The 19,818-nt window shown below is 62.0% G+C and carries 15 protein-coding genes, 1 tRNA gene and 2 pseudogenes; 7 read left to right on the top strand and 11 right to left on the bottom strand.

Annotated features, from left to right (window positions below):
* Nucleotides 1-405: 405 nt before the first annotated feature.
* A pseudogene (locus BMON_RS07070) lies at nt 406-2,818 on the top strand (glycoside hydrolase family 3 N-terminal domain-containing protein).
* A gap of 92 nt (nt 2,819-2,910) precedes the next feature.
* Here BMON_RS07070 and BMON_RS07065 read toward each other — a convergent pair.
* The 3 genes from BMON_RS07065 to BMON_RS07055 all read right to left on the bottom strand — a co-directional run bounded on the left by BMON_RS07065 (nt 2,911) and on the right by BMON_RS07055 (nt 4,986).
* Nucleotides 2,911-3,423: a low molecular weight protein-tyrosine-phosphatase gene (locus tag BMON_RS07065; protein WP_033511645.1), complete on the bottom strand. Its 513-nt coding sequence runs from the start codon at nt 3,421-3,423 to the stop codon at nt 2,911-2,913.
* A gap of 19 nt (nt 3,424-3,442) precedes the next feature.
* Entirely contained in the window at nt 3,443-4,123 is a 681-nt protein-coding gene (locus BMON_RS07060; protein WP_033511643.1) for a dihydrofolate reductase, read from the bottom strand.
* A 62-nt stretch (nt 4,124-4,185) separates the two neighbouring features.
* On the bottom strand, nt 4,186-4,986 hold the full coding sequence (locus BMON_RS07055) for a thymidylate synthase (RefSeq protein WP_237745374.1): 801 nt from the start codon (nt 4,984-4,986) through the stop codon (nt 4,186-4,188).
* Between the two features lie 268 nt (nt 4,987-5,254).
* Here BMON_RS07055 and BMON_RS07050 point away from each other — a divergent pair, with 268 nt between their 5' ends.
* Entirely contained in the window at nt 5,255-5,668 is a 414-nt protein-coding gene (locus BMON_RS07050) for an OsmC family protein (RefSeq protein WP_033511641.1), read from the top strand.
* A gap of 201 nt (nt 5,669-5,869) precedes the next feature.
* Here BMON_RS07050 and BMON_RS07045 read toward each other — a convergent pair whose 3' ends face one another.
* From BMON_RS07045 to BMON_RS07035, 3 genes are all read right to left on the bottom strand, one after another.
* Entirely contained in the window at nt 5,870-6,895 is a 1,026-nt protein-coding gene (locus tag BMON_RS07045) for a universal stress protein (protein WP_033511639.1), read from the bottom strand.
* Nucleotides 6,896-7,058: 163 nt separating this feature from the next.
* On the bottom strand, nt 7,059-7,823 hold the full coding sequence (locus BMON_RS07040; RefSeq protein ID WP_051918006.1) for a C40 family peptidase: 765 nt from the start codon (nt 7,821-7,823) through the stop codon (nt 7,059-7,061).
* Between the two features lie 175 nt (nt 7,824-7,998).
* A complete protein-coding gene (locus BMON_RS07035) occupies nt 7,999-8,997 on the bottom strand; it encodes a CHAP domain-containing protein (RefSeq protein WP_033511637.1) in 999 nt (332 codons plus the stop codon).
* A gap of 315 nt (nt 8,998-9,312) precedes the next feature.
* On the opposite strand from BMON_RS07035, the gene serC reads away from it, so the two are divergent.
* Nucleotides 9,313-10,455 carry a phosphoserine transaminase gene (serC, locus tag BMON_RS07030; protein ID WP_033511848.1) on the top strand — a complete coding sequence of 381 codons (1,143 nt, stop codon included), beginning with the start codon at nt 9,313-9,315 and terminating at the stop codon, nt 10,453-10,455.
* A gap of 44 nt (nt 10,456-10,499) precedes the next feature.
* On the opposite strand, the gene manA is transcribed toward serC, so the two are convergent.
* Nucleotides 10,500-11,960 carry a mannose-6-phosphate isomerase, class I gene (gene manA / locus BMON_RS07025; RefSeq protein ID WP_033511847.1) on the bottom strand — a complete coding sequence of 487 codons (1,461 nt, stop codon included), beginning with the start codon at nt 11,958-11,960 and terminating at the stop codon, nt 10,500-10,502.
* A gap of 68 nt (nt 11,961-12,028) precedes the next feature.
* Here manA and BMON_RS07020 point away from each other — a divergent pair, with 68 nt between their 5' ends.
* A complete protein-coding gene (locus BMON_RS07020; protein WP_033511846.1) occupies nt 12,029-12,283 on the top strand; it encodes a hypothetical protein in 255 nt (84 codons plus the stop codon).
* A gap of 30 nt (nt 12,284-12,313) precedes the next feature.
* On the opposite strand, the gene BMON_RS07015 is transcribed toward BMON_RS07020, so the two are convergent.
* Complete coding sequence (locus tag BMON_RS07015) at nt 12,314-13,591, bottom strand: sensor histidine kinase (protein WP_033511635.1); 1,278 nt, start codon at nt 13,589-13,591, stop codon at nt 12,314-12,316.
* 178 nt (nt 13,592-13,769) lie between these two features.
* Here BMON_RS07015 and phoU point away from each other — a divergent pair, with 178 nt between their 5' ends.
* Nucleotides 13,770-14,450 carry a phosphate signaling complex protein PhoU gene (phoU, locus tag BMON_RS07010; RefSeq protein ID WP_033511633.1) on the top strand — a complete coding sequence of 227 codons (681 nt, stop codon included), beginning with the start codon at nt 13,770-13,772 and terminating at the stop codon, nt 14,448-14,450.
* A gap of 143 nt (nt 14,451-14,593) precedes the next feature.
* On the opposite strand, the gene BMON_RS07005 is transcribed toward phoU, so the two are convergent.
* From BMON_RS07005 to lysS, 3 genes are all read right to left on the bottom strand, one after another.
* Complete coding sequence (locus BMON_RS07005) at nt 14,594-15,334, bottom strand: phosphoglyceromutase (RefSeq protein WP_033511631.1); 741 nt, start codon at nt 15,332-15,334, stop codon at nt 14,594-14,596.
* Nucleotides 15,335-15,447: 113 nt separating this feature from the next.
* Entirely contained in the window at nt 15,448-16,506 is a 1,059-nt protein-coding gene (gene menA, locus BMON_RS07000) for a 1,4-dihydroxy-2-naphthoate octaprenyltransferase (protein ID WP_237745368.1), read from the bottom strand.
* A gap of 38 nt (nt 16,507-16,544) precedes the next feature.
* Entirely contained in the window at nt 16,545-18,194 is a 1,650-nt protein-coding gene (gene lysS, locus BMON_RS06995; RefSeq protein ID WP_161786304.1) for a lysine--tRNA ligase, read from the bottom strand.
* 190 nt (nt 18,195-18,384) lie between these two features.
* Here lysS and BMON_RS06990 point away from each other — a divergent pair.
* A tRNA-Pro gene (locus BMON_RS06990) sits at nt 18,385-18,461 on the top strand.
* A 109-nt stretch (nt 18,462-18,570) separates the two neighbouring features.
* A pseudogene (locus BMON_RS06985) lies at nt 18,571-19,756 on the top strand (MFS transporter).
* Nucleotides 19,757-19,818 lie beyond the last annotated feature (62 nt).

Raw genomic sequence — 19,818 nt, 5'->3', positions numbered from 1 at the left:
GTTACACCAGGCTTAGCAGGCACATCATGCATTAACGAATACCACTATACAAATCTAGAGCCAACCATATCTTGTTAACGGCTAAGCGTGCTGAACTGAATGATGTTGAAAAACAGAGAACAGCAGCCATGTGTGGAGATATGCCGTGAGACTGAACGCAAAAAACACTACACGACCAACAGGCGGGCCATAACTACTTTGTCACCTCACAAGATACTTACTAATGAGTTAGTTGTCAACTCGTATTGTCGAGTCAATCAGTGGGGTCTTTTACAATGTTCCTAACGGTCCCACCAGTGTTCCGAACTTGATTAAAAACTAACTCTCCAGTAACATAATTGACAGCACGAGCCGTCCTCCTCAAGTGCGCGGAGGATGTCCATCGTTCAACGCCAAAGGAAAACCATGCATTCCACAAGCCAATCACCCACACCCACCTACCTCAACCGTCACGCAGATATAGATGACCGCGTCCAGGACCTCCTCTTACAAATGACAGTCGAGGAGAAGGTCGGACAACTCATGCAACTTGACGCTCAGCATGACCTCGCATCAAATATTCGGAATAAGCACATCGGGTCGATTCTTCACACATCGCCAACGAACCTCATCGAAGCAGCGGCATTGACTCGAGAGACACGACTACGCATACCTCTGCTGGTTGGCGAGGACTGTATCCACGGCTACTCCTTCTGGCCCGGCGCCACGATTTTCCCCACCCAACTAACCATGGCGGGATCTTGGATTATGACCTGGTGCGACAAGTGGCACGCATCACAGCAATCGAGGCATCCGCAACAGGAATTCACTGGACCTTTTCCCCCGTGCTATGCATCGCAAGAGATCTGCGCTGGGGAAGGGTCGGAGAGACCTTCGGAGAGGACCCCATGCTTATCGGTGAGCTCGCATGCGCCATGGTTGAGGGATACCAAGGTTCGGGCCTGAACGACCCCACGTCCATCCTGCAACCGCCAAACACTTTGCAGCGTACTCTGAGACCCAAGGCGGACGAGATGCCTCCGAAGCCGACGTCTCTCACCGCAAAATGCGTTCATGGTTCCTTCCCCCATTCGAAAAAGTGGCACGTGCTGGCTGCCGAACCTTTATGCTTGGATATCAAACCACCGACGGCATTCCCATTACCCTGAATCACTGGTTACTCAATGACGTATTGAGAAACGAGTGGGGGTACAAGGGCACTCTGATCACCGATTGGGACAACGTCGGGCGAATGATATGGGAACAACATCTCCAACCGGACTACACACATGCCGCAGCTGCAGCGATTCGTGCAGGAAACGACATGATCATGACCACGCCAAACTTCTACGAGGGAGCCCTGAACGCCATTCATCGGGGTTTGATCACGGAGTCCGACTTGGACCGTCCAGTACGCAATGTGTTGCGTCTGAAATTTGAACTGGGGTTATTTGAACATCCTCGAACTCCCGATCAGGCTCGCATCGCCGCTGCCATCGGAACCAGGGAGCACACGGAACTTAACTTACGTATGGCTCGCGAGTCTCTTGTTCTCCTTCGCAATGACGGCACTTTGCCACTGAACACTCAAGGATCCAATGTGAGCACAACTGCTCAGTCCTTCAGCTCGGTTACACACGATACGAAACCCGACCAGCAGAAACCAATTGCGGCAGCATCAGTTGCGAACCAACACACCATTGCCTTGATAGGCCCCTTGGCCGATGACCCCAAAAACCAACTGGGAGACTGGGCAGGGGGCTCCGGTCAGGTCAGCTGGATCAAGGAAGAGCCACGCGAAACCGTGGTAACGGTTCGTGATGGTCTCCAGGAGGCTTTACCTCACAATTATTCGCTAACCTACGCCAAGGGTGCAAATATACTCACTTTGGAGGCCGATCCTGCGGGCGCCACATTCCCCGACGGTCAACCAAGGCCACCGATTCAAACGCCCTGCGCGCCCGACCCCCACATGATCAATGAGGCAGCAGATGCAGCGGCTAACGCAGAGACGACAATCGTCGTCGTCGGCGACGTGATCGAACTAGTAGGGGAAGGTCGATCGACGGCCACGCTCGAACTCTTCGGAGCACAAACGGCGCTGCTTGAGGCGATTGCTCAAACTTGCCACGATAACCACCACCCTTGGATCGTCGTACTCATGGCCTCCAAGCCACTCGTCCTGCCACAATGCACAAGCCAAGCCGCTGCCATCATCTGGGCTGGCAACCCAGGCATGCAGGGTGGTAGAGCGTTGGCCGAACTGCTACTGGGAAAAATTGAACCTCAAGGTCGCCTCCCCATTTCATTTGCTCGCCATTCGGGGCAATTGCCGATTTACTACAATCAGATACGCGGACAACATGGTTCCAGATACGCCGATTTGACTCAGGAACCAGCATTCAGCTTCGGCGAAGGGCTGTCGTACACACACGTCGATTACTCGAATCCCTGTCTATCCGTAGAAGGCAGGGCCAATGACAACATACACGGCGGCAGGCTTCAGGATGTTCACATGGATGACATCCTCAGAATCACCGTGACCCTACACAATACAGGTCAACGCCCCTGCGTTGAAACAGTACAAGTATACGTTCGCGACGTCGTGACTTCAGTGAGTTGGGCCGACAAGGAACTCAAGGCATTCCAACGTGTTCCGTTGGAGATAGGTCAGGAAGCTCGGGTATCGATTAACCTCCCCGTATCAAATTGCACCATCGTGAACGCGGAGGAGAAGCGCGTCGTCGAGCCGGGAGACTTCGATGTCATGGTCGGTCACTCCTCGAAACCCGACGATCTTCTACCAGTCGGATTCACCGTCGTAGCGGAGAATCGGTAATCGACCACATGTTTCGAGCGACCACACCATCCCGCTACGTATGAACCATGGCAGTGTGGTGTGACGCCGCGACACCACACCAGAAGAAACCGTTACAGCTGCCGCTTGACCCAGTCGACGATGTAGGGCGCTCCCTGTTCGATCTGATCGATGGCGACATCGAACTCGTGCGCTCCCCCGTACCACGGGTCGACGAGATCGAGCTTGTCCTCCTGCCCGGCGGCCGGACGGGGCAGATCGGGGTCGAAACTGCGATACATATGCACATCACCACGCCGATCGGACGGAATGAGCCTCAGCAGGGCGCGCATGTGCGAGAACGTCATGGGCAGGAAGAGATCCGACTCCTCGACTTCGGCACGCGTAATTCGGTGGGCGCTGTGGTGCGCCGGAATCTCATACCCGCGGGCCCGGAGCACACGCACGGCTCGGGGATCGATGGGGTGCCCATCCTCCTCGTCGCTCACGCCACTGGATTCGACACGCACCCGGTCCGTGAGTCCGGCACGCTCGAATTGTGCGCGCAGGATGATCTCGGCCATCGGCGATCGGCAGATATTGCCGGTGCAAACGGTCATCACGGTGTAGGGATGCTGCAATGTCATGGTGTGCCTTATCGTTTCCTTATGCGTCGTGGTGTGATGGGCGTCGACGTTCGAGGGTCAGGAAACGATAGCCCCTGACGCTCGTCGACGGCGATGTGGGTTTGATCCAATCGGTCGACTCCACGGTCCGCCATCGTCTCGATGACGACAGCTGCTCCAATGAAGGCATATACGTATCCGCGTCGACCTTGGCATCGATCTGCGTGAGGTAGATCCGGTTGGCCAGCGGCAACGCCGACCTGAACAGCTTCGCTCCCCCGATCACCCAGATCTCACTGCGATCCAGGCCATCGTCGGGTATGGCCTCCTGGCGTGCGAGATCGAGCGCCGCATCCATATCGGGCACTACCGTGGCCCCCGGCGCGACGTACTCGGCATTGCTGGACACGACGAAGTTGTCGCGGTTGGGCAGCGGACGATACTTCGGGCTGAGCGACTCCCATGTGCCCCGCCCCATGATGACCGGATGCGACACGGTCAGTTCCTTGAACCGACGCATATCCTCCGGCAGGCGCCACGGCAGGCCCCCTTTGAACCCGATGGCACCGTCGCGACCGCCTTTGTCGCGAGCCTGGGCCCAGATAAGATTCACCGAGAAGGTCTTGACGATATCGTCACCCCACTCTTCGGTTTCCTCGAGCCCGGCAAATCCGGGCTCGGGTTCGTGATAGCCACTGCGGCTACTACTGTCATGCTCCATTTCACGTTCTCCTTGGACGATCCGACTGGCTCAATAGCATAGCGACGGGTTCAGACGGTTGTTCAGACCGCTATGGGGGCTTTGATGGCGGGATGGTGGCGGTAATCGACCACGGTGAAATCCTCGTATTGGTAGTCGAATATCGACGGCGCCTTACGCAGTTCCAGCCGCGGGTACGGGTACGGTTCGCGTCCCAGCTGGGTGAGGATCTGTTCGACGTGGTTGTCGTAGATATGGCAGTCGCCACCGGTCCAGACGAACTCCCCCGGCTCCAACCCGGTCTGCTGGGCCATCATCATGGTGAGCAGGGAATACGAGGCGATGTTGAACGGCACGCCGAGGAACATGTCGCATGAGCGCTGGTACAGCTGGCAGGAGAGCCTGCCCTCGCTCACGTAGAACTGGAAGAGGGCGTGGCAGGGCGGCAGCGCCATGTTCTCGACCTCCGCGGGATTCCACGCGCTGACGACCATGCGACGCGAGTCGGGGTGGTTGCGAATGAGATCGAGGACGTTGGCGATCTGATCGATGGTGCGATGCGGATCCTGCGCGGTCGGCGCGGGCCAACTGCGCCACTGCACGCCATAGACAGGCCCGAGATCGCCATTCTCGTCGGCCCATTTGTCCCAGATATGCACGTTACGTTCCTGCAGCCAACGCACATTGCTCGACCCCTTGAGGAACCACAGCAGCTCGTAGGCGAGGCTTCTGAAGAACACGGTCTTCGTGGTCAGGAGCGGAAAGCCCTTCGCCAGGTCGAACCGCATCTGCCGGCCGAACAGCGAAATGGTGCCGGTGCCGGTGCGATCGGACTTGAGATGCCCTTCGGTGAGGATCGTGCGAACCAAATCCTCGTAGGGCATGGGAATATCGCTGCTGGGACGCTCGGGAATGCGTGTGCGAATCTGTGCCAGTTCTTCGGGAGTCAAAGCCATGGGCTCCAGTGTATCGAGCATATGCGACGCTACCCCGCCCCGCCCTATCGCCATCCTTAGAACGAACCACGCTCCCATGCCTGGGCCGGTACCCATGCCGAAACCTTGGAACGGACGACACTCCCCTGCCCGGACTGGACTAGATTGATGAGTATCGGCACGTGCGACGCACGGCACTGAACAACGAGGAGGACGTATGGCCAAGCGGTTATGGGTTGAGCGCAACAAAGATGGTTCATGGGACGGGTTCAGCCAGGACGGGGCCCACGTCAAGTTCGGCAAGGGGCGTGGTCAGTTCACGCCGGGAGACCTGATGAAGATCTCGCTGGCGGCCTGCGGGGCGCTCAGCAGCCAGTTCGCCATCGAGCATGCACTGGGCGAAGGCAAGGGTGCGAAGATCGTCGTGGATGGCAAGTACGACGATGAGGAAGATGCCTACATGAGCTTCAGCGAGCAGGTCGTCGTCGATGCGGTCGACGCCGGGCTCAGCGACGAGGACGCGGCGAAGCTCAGGGATCGCATCATGCGGCACATCGACAAGGCTTGCACGGTGAAGCACACCTACGAGCGCGACACTCCCGTGCGCATGGATGTGACCATTCGTCACTAGACGATGACGGTGTGAGGCCGGACCGCGGTGGCGATTCGAGACACCGCGGCGATCACGGGCAGCACCACGCGCAATGCAACAGCGAAGGACCGGCGGTTATCAACCGTCGGTCCTTCGTTCTATCACTCGGCGCCTCGTCGCTCAGTGCTCTATCACTCAGTGCCCTATCGCTCAGCGGCCGATTTCCGCGCCGTTCGAGAGTTACCTCGTTTCAGGGTGGCTGCTTGCCTCACGCTGCGGGTCGATGGTCGACTCGATGGAACTGGTCTGCTCATGGGTCGCCGTGGGAACCTCGACTTGCTTGACGCCGCTGATGTCCTCGAGCTTCTTGGCGCGGGATTCCTCGGCCTCCACGTACTTGCGCGGCACCACATAGACCGGGCTGACCGCATGTTGGATGAGTCCCTGGCTGGTCGAACCGACGATGAGTCCGGTGAACCCTCCGCGCCCACGCGAACCGACGACCACGACGTCATGGTCCTTGCTCGCCTTGGTCAGTGCGTTGATGGCGGTATCCGACACGATGGTCTTGTTGATCGTCAGGTCCGGATAGCTCTTCTGCAACGGCCCGACCACCGTGGTGAAGTCCTCCATGTAAGCGGCCATGACATCCGAGTCATCACCCAAGCCCTTGACGTTCGGCAGGGCGAGAATCACATCGAGTTCCGCGCCCCACGTGTTGGCGAAGGCCGCGGAGATCTCCATGGCCTTGATGCCCCACTTGCTCTCGTCGATCCCGACGGCGACCTTCGTGATGCGGTTGTTGAGGTGCATGACCTCGCCCTCGTCGTTGGTATACGGCACGACGACGATCGGGCAGTAGGCATATGCCGGCAGCGACGAACTGGTGGTGCCCAGGAAGCGTTCGGCGAGTCCGCCCTTGCCACGGTTACCGATGACGATGAGATTGTAGTTGCGCGACAGTTCTACGAACACCGACGCCGGATCCCCGGTGACGATGAGCGTGGACGCCTCGACGCCCTGCTCGTCGGCGATGGCCTTGGCCTTCGACAGGATCTCCTGTGCGTCGCTGTGCGCGGCGTTGTCATCACCCATGGCCGTGTAGGTGGCGTCGAACGATACGGCGGCATAGCTCGGCAGCGAGTAAGCGCACACGATCTGCAGGGTCAGCCCCGCATGTTTGGCGTAATTAGCGGCCCACCACGTGGCCTTGTAACTGGCGTGCGAACCATCGACTCCAACAAGAATGGCCTTATCGTTGATCATGATGACCTCCTTATGGTCTTTGTCATCAATAGCGCCAGTGCGCTTCGATACCACCAAGAATACTCGCTGTACTGTGATTCCACTGAAAACGCCGGGGCGATCCGAATCGGGTACGCAAAAGGCGCACCCGAAGGTGCGCCTCAAAACTACGAAATTCTAATCTCTACAGCACTCGCCGAATCGAATAGCCGCCGGTGAAAGCGACACTAACGGGGGTCAATGCGGTACCTGCGCTCTCATTCAACGCGTTCACGACCATGCCATTGCCGATGTAGATACCGGCATGCATGCCATTTGCGATGATGTCGCCCGGTTGAGCTGCATTAATATCGCTCACAGAACTGCCAACCATAGCCTGTGCACCAGAGGTACGCGGTAAATTGATACCGATACTGGCGAATACATACTTCACAAAACCCGAGCAATCCCATCCCTTCGTGTCATTGCCACCATAGACATAAGGAACATGACCAACAAAGGAATTCGCGTAACCTACCACGCCACTGGCGGTGGCGCTATTGGGAGCCGGCGGGTTATAGGACGTCGCCGCCGGTGCGGAATTGGTTATCGGCTGACGTTCCTCGGAACGACTTGCAGCGGCCTGCTGTGCTGCAGCTGCAGCCTGCTCGGCCTGGCGTTGAGCAGCGGCACGGGCAGCTTCGTCCGCTGTCTTCTCGGCTGGACTTTGCGTCTTGGGAACATCCGTCTTAAAGGATGTGAGCGTCCACGGAGAACTGCCGTCGACCGTAGTCGAGACAGACTCCTGGAGGAGGTTCTTCCGGGGTGCCTGGACCCTGAACGAACGAGCTGAAGCCACGGCACCGTTGCCCTGACCCACCGCCGTAGCGGCCGGAACAAACACGGAGAGCATCGTGGCAGAGGCCAATATGGCGATACCTGTCGAAAGGGACTTCGTTAGTTTCATCATCGGGCACCAACGTAGCACACGAATCCGATAATCCTCGAGCCGGTCGCCCCACATACCCTATCATCGCTCGGAACACGCCGAAGGTGACGGTTATCGGAAACCGTAATTGGATTACCGTGACGCTCGGCACGCCGATGACGTCATGATCGCGTCTCAGACGCCCCACTCGGTGTCGTCAGTAATGAATGATGTCGTGCTGGGCGACCGAAGCCGCGCTGTACGTGTGGGAATAGGTCTTGCCGTTCATGACCGAGCCGCATTCCGAAGTCTCGACGGAGCCGTCGGGGTTGATCTTCTCGATGATCGCGACATGGCCGTAGGTCGCATCCGTGCCGTCCTGACCGGCGGCGAACACCATGATGTCACCGACGTGACGCGCTGTGTGGTCAACCCAATATCCAAGGGCGCGAGCGGAATTGCCCCACATGTTGCCGTTGCCCATATGAGACCCGGCGGGCAGACCGAGTTGATGGCGCCTGACGTACACCCACCAGGTGCACTGGCTGAATTCATAGGCGTTGCCCGAGTCACCCGTGGCGTGGTTGGGATCGAACCCGCGGGGCAAATCGGCCTGGTCGGCGTCGAGCCATGTGGCCACCTGGGGATTGTTGGCGGTGGCCCTGGTCATGCCATCGACCTTGACGTCGGTGTTCGTGCCGCTCAGCTGCCAGCTGCCTTGATTGGTGGTCTGGGCGGAGACGGAGGAGGAGCCGTTTGCGCTCAGATCGGTGCGATCCTCGGACCGTGACACGGCCTGGGACTCCACGCGCTTGAGCTCGGTGGTGGTTGTGGCGGGATCGCGTTCCGCGGCTGCCACGGATGCCATGGGGTTGGAGAACGACATGGCCGTCGCCGCGGCGCCGACGAGCGCGGCGAGCGAGGATGATGTGAGGACCATGGACTTGCGTTGTGCGGCCTGCGCCGATTCGCGAATCGAACGCCGAGTGACGGGAGCGACGGCATTGAATTGTTTCGCCAGATCCCAACTGACGGCGACTTCGGCGACATCGCCGGAGGTCGTACGCGCCATGGCTGCGGCTTTGACGCTATGGGATCCATGCGCGCCGTGCGAGCCGATACCACCGGGAATCAGCGAGAACAGGGACAAGTGTGACTGAGACGATATTGCTTGGCTAGTCGTTCGCGCCATTGCTTTATGCGCCGCATGCTTCATACCTGTTTGGCTCCTTGGTCGGGGTTCGGGACGGGGACTTGCCACGGTCCTGAGGAGGGTTTCACGGGGAAACCTCAAATACGCTCCACTGCGATACTGTACAAGACGGGGTGACTGGACGACGGTACCCGCCGCATCGACGAGGTCGACACCCGGCAAGGATTTCCCCGCCCCTGCACTGGAATACGTGGCCTTCATCACATTCCACCAATAGATACCTCCACGCCGGCCTCCGGCGTGTCTTATGCCCATCATCACGACGACATGACGACGACTCCGCAGAACGGCTCAACCGCATGCGCTATCCTGATGACCATGGTGCATTCCGTCACAATCCCCCGTTCCATATTGCCCTCCGATGGTCGTTTCGGCTCCGGTCCAAGCAAGATCCGCGTCGACCAGATGCGGACCCTGTTCGAGGCCGGCACCGACCTCATGGGCACCTCTCACCGTCAGCCGCCAATCAAGCATCTGGTCGCTTCGATCCAGGAGGGGTTGCACGATCTCTTCTCGTTGCCCGATGGCTACGAGGTCGTGCTCGGCAACGGCGGGGCCAGCGCGTTCTGGGACATCGTCTCCTGCTGCTTGGTGCGTCAACGCGCCGCCTGCGGCAGCTACGGTTCGTTCAGCGGGTCCTTCGCCACCACGATGGCGGCCGCACCCTTCATCGACGACCCGGCGATCTACGAATCCCGGCCGGGCACCTATCGCCTCCCCGAGTACATGGATGCCGTGGACGCTTACTGCTGGGCGCATAACGAGACATCGACCGGCGTGGCGGCACCCGTGAGACGGGTCGCCGGCAGCGCGGAACAAGGTGCCTTGACGATCATCGACGCCACCAGCGGCGCCGCGGCCCTGCCCGTCGATATCACGCAGACGGACGCCTACTACTGCTCGCCTCAGAAGGCACTGGGATCGGATGGTGGTCTCTGGATCGCCATGCTCTCCCCCGCCGCCATCGAGCGAGCCGACATCATCCAGCGGGAGGCGAACGAGGCGGGCTCCGCCCGGTGGATACCCCGATTCCTGTCGCTGCAACTGGCGATCAACAATTCGCGCAAACATCAGACACTCAATACCCCGGCCATCGCCACGCTCATCATGCTGGAACGGCAGGTGCGTTGGTTGAACGACAAGGGCGGTCTGACGTGGTCCACGGCACGATGCACGCAATCGGCCGAGACTCTATATTCCTGGGCGACACGCAGCGATTTCGCCGCACCGTTCGTCACCGATCCCGACGCACGCTCACACGCCGTCGTGACGATTGACCTGGACGACGCCATCGACGCGAACGAGATCGTCGCAGCACTCGCGGCGAACGGCATCAGGGATACCTTCGGATACCGCAAACTCGGCCGCAACCAACTGCGCGTCGGGGTCTTCCCCTCGGTCGAACCGGGCGACGTCGAGGCACTCACGCATTGCATCGACTACGTGGTCGAGCATCGCTGAGCCCCAGGTGAATCCGTGCCGCCTCCCAACGATGGCGGCACGGATCACAACTGGGTGGACGCGACCACATAGGAGCCGCTTGACGGTTCCCCGTCCACCTCGACACCGCCCTCGACGCCCTCACCGCCCGCGAACGACCGCATGTCGGTCTGAGCCACGCGATTGTTGGTGGAATCCCCGCCGACGGCACTCACCGATATCGCACCTTCGCAAGCGGGGATGAACACCGCCTCGCCGCACCGCAAGACACGCTCATCGCGAGGGCTTGAACACCGTATGCGCCCCTCCGTGCACAGCAGCACCCGGGGTCCGGCCTCCGCCGGGATCGTACGCTCCACACCGATCTGACGGATCAGCTTGCCGTATCGCCGTATCAGGCGCTCCGGCATCGCCCACTGGCCGTGCCGCTCATCGACATGGCCATAGGCGAGCATGAACGCCTCGACGCCCGGCTTGTAGACCACGGTATCGCGCATCATCAGCGTGACGAGGTTCTTGGCCACGGGGTCGATCGGCGCCGACGGCGCGCAATTGAGGGTGTGCAGCAGATTGCCGATGTCCTTGTGCTTCACCGTCATGCCGGCGCGCAGCACATTGTCGGAATTCGTCATGATCTCGACGCCCGTGCCATGGATGTAGGCGTGCGGCGTGCCGGCGGGGATGAACACGGACTCCCCCTCGTCGAGCGACACGGGGTTGAGCATGAGCAGACTGAGCACGCTCGGATCGTCGGGAAAGTCCCGGGCGGCGGCCACCGCGTAGGCGAACGACAGGCGCGAATGCGGCAGCATGGCCCTGCCTCCGGCATCGATCAACGCATCGATCAGGCCGGAATCAGGTGCGGCGGTGACGGCCGCATGAAACGCGCGGAACACCTGACGACTCGATTCGGGCCACACGGCTGCGGACATGGGCATCATGGCCTCGGCCTCCGAGAAATCCTCCTGACCGCTCGCCCGCATGGAGAACCGTCGGGACAGGGCATCGACCATCACTCGGGCCACCGGGTGGTCGACGAGCCTGAGATTGCGCAGCATGGAAGGTATGGGGGCGAAACCGACCACGGCCTCGAACGGCTCGAGGGCGACGATCATCTCGCATTTCTCGACCGCATCACGGAACGATCGCTTCGGATCATCCGAAGGTATGCCGGCGGCGTTCTCCGCGTTGAAGCCCGCCCTCGCCTCGAATGCGACCGGATGGACCTGCAGGGACAGGGGGATGCGCGCCGAGATGACTTTCAGCAGATACGGCAGCACGGGCCCGAACCGTGCCGAGTCGCGAGGCCCGACCAAACGCCCGGGGTCCCCCTGAATCAGGCTGGTCAACGGCGTGCGGTCACCGGTCGTCATATCGATCGAAGAGGGCCACTGCTGATGCCCGCTGAACCACATCTCGGCGAGCGGACCCTCGAGCCCCGCCTCGGGCGTCGTGGAGAACATGGTCTGCAGCCGTGTATGGGACCCCCACGCGTAGGGTTTGGCGACCGGATGCATCACGAACACCGGCACCCTCCTCTCCATGCGCTCATATGGACCCTCCCAAGGTTACCCCCGCGGCTAGTGTGATGAATATGAAATTCGCACCCATCGTCAATCCGGAGGCGCGCAGGGCATCACCACAGCCGGTTCGTGTCGATTTGCGGACGGTCTTTCTGGTGGGCATCGGCGCTTGGGTCGTGGCGGCCATCGTCTGTGCCGTCCTGCTGGCCGTGGGCCTGCATGCGATGCCCTATCTGCAGATATGCCTCGCCGGCATCGTCGTCGGCATCGCGCTGCTGATCTGGGAGCACTTCGACCGCTGCAACTATCGCAAACTGGGCGCCTAGCCCACGGTCAGCGCCCCTGCATCCGCGCCGTCACCGCCCTTGCGCGACCGGTAGGGTCATGCTGAATGTACTGCCCTGCCCCGGAGCGCTCCATAGGGCGACGGTGCCATGGTGCGTCAGGGCCACGTGTTTGACGATGGCGAGACCCAGACCAATGCCCTCGCGCGTACGATCGTTCTGATTGCCGCCGCGGTAGAAGCGCTCGAACACCCGGCTCTGATCCGCTTTGGCGATGCCCGGTCCGCGGTCGATCACGCGGATGATGACGTGGCCGCCGTCCTTCGACAACCCCGCCGTCACACTGACCGAAGCACCCCGAGGCGAGTACGCCATCGCATTATCCAGGAGTTTACGCACGGCGGCGCGTATCTGCACGGCATCGCCGTTGAGGCACAGGCCGGGGTCGCACGCCACGACGATGTCAACGCCCAACCGGCGTGACTCGTCCTGCAAACCGTCGACCACGGCGCGCAACTGCTCGCCGACCAGCAGCCGGTTCGCCTCGGACGGGGTCACCGGTTCCTGCGCCTTGATCAGCAGCAGCAGATCGGAGACCATATGGCTCATGTACCGACTCGAACGCCGCACCTCTCGAGCCTGGGCCCGCACACGGTCGACATCGAGATCCTCGGCCTCGAGGCTGTCGGCGAGATGCTCGAGATGCTCCGACGGTGCCAACAGCTGTTCGGAGACGTTCACGATGAATGAATCACGGGTCTGGGCGAAGCGCATCTCCTCGCTGACATCGTTGAGCAGCACCACGACGATTCGGCTGTTGAGCCGGCCCACCGTCACCTTGATCCAGTTCGGCCGGCTCACCGCCTGCATGTCGCGCTGATGCCGCGTATGACCCGGGGCATCGGGCATCGTCGGCACGAAGCGCTCCGGCGTGGCGGTCGTCAGATCGAAGCTGCGCCTGCCCCCATGCTCACGCACGTCGCGCACGGCCTGGCGGACGGTGTCGTTGACGATGGCGTCATCATCGACGACGCCGAGCGCATAGGCATCGGGATTGGCCTGCACGACGCCGTCCGTGGCATCCACGACGACCGAAGCGACGTCAAGCATGGCGATCAACGCGGCCGTGGAATCATCGAGATCATCGGACTGCTCATCATCATCGGGGACCCGGCCGCCGATGCGCTGCCGCAGCGTCGCGAACACTCGGGACAGATGCAGCCGTGGCAACAGGCGTACCACCACCCCGACGGCTCGGTCATAAAGCATGTAGATCGCCGCACCCACCAACGTGACGGCCAGAAGACCGAAGAGCACGAAGATCACAACGGAGGAATCGGAGGCGGACATGGCTCCATTCTCGCATAGCCACGGACCACTCGGGAGCGCCACACGCGTTGAAGATGAACGCCGGGTGAACCCACGGATGAATTCTGTGCGAACACCACGGGATTCCACATGTCGCGGCCCGTGGCGTGGGCATGTGCGCATACACTGGGACTACACAGATGATCAGGAAGGCTGCAACATGCGTGTTATTTTCAACGAAGAGCTCAAAGCCGTCGCCGACGACCTCGACCATATGGCGCAGTTGGTGCGCACGGCGATCACACTCGCCGGAGACTCCCTCATCGACGGCGACATCGACGCGGCGCAACGGGTGATCGACGGGGACATCGAAATCGATGCACTCGAATCGAGCATCATCGACCAGTGCGTCAGGCTGTTGGCCAAACAGAACCCGGTGGCCACCGATCTGCGCGTCGTCGTCGCCTCCATGCGACTGGCCTCGACCTTCGAACGCATGGGCGACCTGGCCCGTCACATCGCGGAGGCTTCACGGCGCACCTATCCCGAATGCCCCGTCCCCGCGGGGGCGAAGCCGTTGTTCGGCAAGATGCGCGATTTCCTGAACATGACAGCCGATCGTCTGGTCAGCATGCTGATGGACCGCGACGCCGCGGTCGCCGAAAGCATCATCACCGACGACGACACACTCGACAAACTGCACCACCAGACGTTCGAATTCGCGCTCAGCGACGACTGGAGCGGCACCAACCAGCAGCTCATCGACGTGGTGCTCATCGGCAGGTTCATGGAGCGTCTCGGCGACCACGCCGTGTCCGCCGCCCGCCGTGTGGTCTACATCGTTTCGGGCTTCGACCCCTCCAAGGAACCGCAGCGCGACGAAGGCACCGACATCGACTGATGACCGAGCGCCGGCCGATATGACTGAGGGGAACCGTTGATAACGGTTCCCCTCAGTCATATTCAGTGCATATGGCGAGATGCCCTGCCGGACATCTCGCCTCACCAGGCCCTGCGCCCGTGAACGGACGCCGGACCCTCAGATCACTTCTGTCCCTGGGCGGCGACGGCGGCGGCGCCGGCAGCTGCGGCGGCGGGGTCGAGATACTCGCCGCGGGGCTTGATCGGCTTGAAGTTCTCGTCAAGCTCGTACAGCAGCGGGATGCCCGTCGGGATGTTGACCTTCGAGATCTCCTCTTCGCTCAGGTTATCGAGCATCTTCACGATGGCGCGCAGCGAATTGCCGTGGGCGGCGATCATGACGGTCTTGCCGGACTGCAGTTCGGGAACGATGTCCGACTTCCAATACGGCATGACGCGGGCGACGACGTTGGCCAGGGCCTCGGCCTCCGGCACCGGATCGCCGGCGTAGCGCGGATCGTTGTTCTGGGAGAACTGATCGTTGGGATCGATCTCGGGCGGCGGGGTCGCATATGAACGACGCCAGATCATGAACTTCTCATCGCCGTACTCCTGGCGGATCTCCGACTTGTTCTTGCCCTGCAGCGCGCCGTAGTGACGCTCGTTGAGGCGCCAGCTGCGCTGGACCGGAATCCACAGGCGGTCGGCCTCGTCAAGGGCGTAGTTCGCGGTGTTGATCGCGCGACGCAGCAGCGACGTGAACACGATGTCGGGAAGAACGTTCTTCTTCTTGAGCAGTTGGCCACCGTGCTTGGCTTCCTCGACGCCCTTCTCGGTCAGCGGGACATCCACCCAGCCGGTGAACTGATTGGTCTTATTCCATGCGCTCTGACCGTGTCGGAGCAATACTAGTTTGTATGACATAGCCCTCAGTTTATGTGACCGAGCAGACAGTAGCCAGCCCATCGGCGGCCGTGCCGGACGGTACGGATGGGCTTGCCATATGACGCCCGTGGAGAAGCCGACCGGCGCCCGACCTAGAAGGCCGCGATGGCCGCACAGCCGGCACTGATCACCATCACGACGGCGAAGAGCAGCAACTGCCGCCCGGCCGCCCCGAGCGACCTGGGGAAGTCACCCGCATGCACGGCTCGCATCGTCGAGACGGAGGCAGGGACCAGAGGGAGCCAGATCAGGGCGCCCCACGGAGTCCAGAGGGTAACGGCGAGCGCCAGCGTCGCCACCGCTCCCCCCACCGTGCCGAACTGGAGCAGCGCCCGCGCCCGGGAGGCGCCGAGACGCACCGCCAGGGTGCGTTTGCCCGACATCTCGTCCTCCGCGACATCGCGCAGATTGTTGACCATAAGCACCAGCACCGCGTACCAGCCCGAGCAGGCGGCCGCAAGCAACCCCGCCCAGTCGACGCCCAACGCATGCCCCGGGTCGGGGAACCCGGAGGGATGGCCGATCATGACGGTATGCACGATGACGAACTGCGTGCCCAGCGTGGCGACCAGGCCGAAGAACAGAAACACGAACCACTCGCCCCAACCCGCATACCCATAGGGGTGGCTGCCGCCGGTGTAAAACCATCCGGCCAGCAGGCAGCACACGCCGACGAGCACGATCCAATACTGATGGCTCACCGCAGCCACGGCCAGCCCGCATACGCAGGCCACCGCCGCGGCGACACCCGCCGCGAGCAGGACGCTCTGCGGTTCGACCAGCCCGGATGCGGTGAGGCGCTGCGGTTTGCCAGATCGGCTTTCGTCCCCGCCTCGGTCGCCATCCGTGCCGCGTATGCCATCGGAGTAATCATTGGCGAAATTCACCGCAATCTGCAGGAACAACGCCACCGCAAGGCATAACACCATCGCGCCGAAGAACCGGAACGTGGCGCCGGGCCACGCGGACCACGCCAGAACGGCATCGGCGGAATCGGCGGATCGCCCCGTCGCGGGCGGTGCGACGACCCGACTGCCCATGTCGGTCAACAGCCGCCAGGCGGCCGCCGCACCCACGGCGACCGGGGCGACCGATGCCGGCAACGTGCGGGGTCTCAACCCCTCGACCCATAATCTGCCGTGTCGCATCATGCCCCGCCTCTCCCAAGTCCGGCCCGTCGGTCCAACGCTCAGTTCAGCGGCTTGACCAGCGGGAAGGTGATCGTCTCGCGGATGGTCGCGCCCGTAAGCGCGATCAGCAGACGGTCCACCCCCATGCCCATGCCACCGGCCGGCGGCATGCCCACGCCGAGCGCCTCGAGGAAGTCCTCGTCGATGTCCATGGCCTCCTCGTCGCCCGCCAGGGCGTCGTGCGCCTGGTTGACGAGCCGTTCGCGCTGCACGACCGGGTCATTGAGCTCCGAGTATCCGGTGGCCAGCTCGAAGCCGCGCACGTACAGATCCCATTTCTCCACCATGCCCGGCTTGGAACGGTGGGCCTTGACCAGGGGGCTGGTCTCGACGGGGAAGTCGCGCACGAACGTCGGCTCATAGAGCTTGTCCTCGTAGAAGTGCTCCCACAGGTGCTCGACGAGCTTGCCGTGGTTCTCGACCGCGTCGCGTTCCACACCGAGTTTGTCGGCGATGGCCCCCAGATGCTCGACCGTGGTCTGCGGGGTGATCTCCTCACCCAGCGCCTCGGAGAGCGAGCCGTACATGGTCATCTGCTTCCATTCGCCGCCGAAATCGTATTCGGTGCCGTCCAGCAGCGTGACCTTCGTCGAACCGTAGACATCCTTGGCGGTCTTCTGGATGAGCTCCTTGACGAGTGCCGCGATGGTGTCGTACGTGCCATAGGCCTGATAGGCCTCGACCATGGTGAATTCGGGGGCGTGCGTGGCGTCGACGCCCTCGTTGCGGAAGTCGCGGTTGATCTCGAAGACGCGGTCGATGCCGCCGACCAGGCAGCGCTTGAGGAAGAGCTCGGGGGCGATGCGCATGTACAGATCGATGTCGAAGGCGTTCATGTGGGTGATGAAGGGCTTGGCCGCCGCACCGCCGTGGATGGTCTGCAGCATCGGGGTCTCGACCTCGATGAAATCGTGGTCGTCGAACGTACGACGCAGTGAGGAGACCGCCTTGGAGCGGTTGCGCACCATGGAACGCACGCGCTCGTCCGCGATCATGCCGACATACGGCTTGCGGATACGGGTGTCGTCGTTGAGTTCCTTGTGCAGGGCGGGCAGAGGCTGCAGCGCCTTGGCGGCGATGGCCCACTCGGTGGCGAACACCGAGAGCTCGCCGGTCCTCGACGCGATGACGCGGCCGCGCAGATAAAGATGGTCACCCAGATCGACCAGCTGCTTGAACCGCTTGAGGGAATCGGCGCCGATCTCGCGCTTGGAGACCATGCCCTGGATCTTCGTGCCGTCGCCTGCGGACAGCTGGATGAAGCACAGCCCGCCGGAGTTGCGCAGGAACAGGACGCGGCCGGCGATGCCGACCATGTCCTCGGTCTCCTCGCCGGCGGCGAGCTTGCCGTCATAGCGGGCACGGATGTCCTCGATGCGATCCGTGACATCCAGATGCACCGGATACGGCTGCAGCCCCTCCTTGAGCATGAGGGCGCGCTTGGCCACGCGCATCTGCACCTGCTCGGGGTGGGCCAGTGGGCCGAACTCCCCGTTGCCCGGGTCGATGGCGTCATCCAACGCGGTGTCCTGATCGATGCGTTCGCGAATCGCGGCGTCCTGCTTCAGGAGCATGGTCGCACGGTCCACCGTGGACATGCGGGGCTCCTCGGCCCCCTCTTCGTCATGGTGTTCAACAGTCTGTGTCATGTCAGTCATACCGCACGAGTGTACCGAGGTGCCAATACACCTCAGAGGTTGTCGCGCACCCCCCAACTCGGCCGTGCGACCATCGCCGAAAGCCGCCCGACGGTATGGATTGGCGCCGAAACAACCCCCGACGCCGACACGCGTTTGCGGATGTCCCGGCGTCGGGGGTATCATTGCCCACGTTGCCAAACGGGCTGTGGCGCAGCTTGGTAGCGCGCCTCGTTCGGGACGAGGAGGCCGCGAGTTCAAATCTCGCCAGCCCGACCAACAATAGGGGAATCGCCAGTCATGGTGGTTCCCCTTTTTATTGCCGTAATGCGAGGCACCGGCGCCCTGCGCCGCACGCATCCGACGCCATGGAACACAGGGAGTGGGTATGAAGAAGAGTCTGCTGGCACTGGCCTCGGGGGCCTTCATCCTCGGCGCCGCCGAATTCGTGATGATGGGCATCCTGCCCAAGACGGCCGCGGCCATGGGTGAGCATACCGTTCGCCGGCAACTTCATCTCCGCCTATGCCCTGGGTGTGTGCGTCGGGACCCTGATGCTCGTCTTCGGCCGCAAACAGCCGCCGAAACGTCTCATCGTGGTGTTCATGGTCCTGGCGTTGATCGGCAACACGCTTAGCGCGCTCTCCACCGGACCGGCCATGCTCATCGCCGCACGATTCATCGCGGGTCTGCCGCACGGCGCCTTCTTCGGCACGGCCGTGCTCATCGCCAAGATCCTGGCGGCACCGGGCCGTGAGGCCAGGGACATCTCCATCACCATCACCGGGCAGACCCTGGCGAACATGCTGGGGGTGCCCGCCGGCACCCTGCTCGCCGAACACCTCTCCTGGCGTCTGGCCTTCGGGACGCTCGCGCTGTGGGCGGCGATGACGATCGTGCTCGCCCTGGCATGGATCCCGTTCGTGCACCCGGTCAAGGACGCCGGCATGGCCGGCCAATTCCGGTTCCTGCGCAAACCGGGACCGTGGATGATCCTGGGCGCCGTGTTCATGGGCAATACGGGCATCTTCTGCTGGTGGAGCTACGTATCGCCCTGGCTCTCCTCGGTCGGCGGTTGGTCTTCGCCGGCCATCCCCTGGCTCATGATGCTGGCCGGATTCGCCATGGTCGTCGGCGGCCTCATCAGCGGCAAGATCACCGATAACTGGCGGCACGCCGCCACCGCCGGCCTAGGACAATGCATCAGTTGCATCGGCCTGGTGCTCGTGTTCCTCATCCCCGGATCCCGCCCAAGCACCCTGGTGCTGACCTTCGTCATCTCGTTCGGACTGTTCTTCATCTCCACTCCCCAACAGCTGCTCATGACCGAATCCGGCCAGGGCGGCGGCGAGCTGCTCGCCGGGGCGGCCGTGCAGATCGCCTTCAACTTCGGCAACGCCGTCGGCTCCTTCATCGGGGCCCGCATGCTCGAAGCCTCATCGCTCAACTACCACTACCCCGCACTGGGCGGCGTGCCGTTCGCCGTACTCGCGGTGCTGCTGCTCGTCGTGTACTCGCACCGCTACGAACACGACACCGACGCACTCTCGCGCATGCAGCATGTCGAGGTATGAGCGGCGCCACCAGGTCCTAGACTGAATGGGAACCCGCGGCCAGCGGGCATGCACCATCCAAG

Source organism: Bifidobacterium mongoliense DSM 21395, from assembly GCF_000741285.1.
GTDB classification, from domain to species: domain Bacteria; phylum Actinomycetota; class Actinomycetes; order Actinomycetales; family Bifidobacteriaceae; genus Bifidobacterium; species Bifidobacterium mongoliense.
This window is presented reverse-complemented; position numbering and strand designations above follow the sequence as displayed.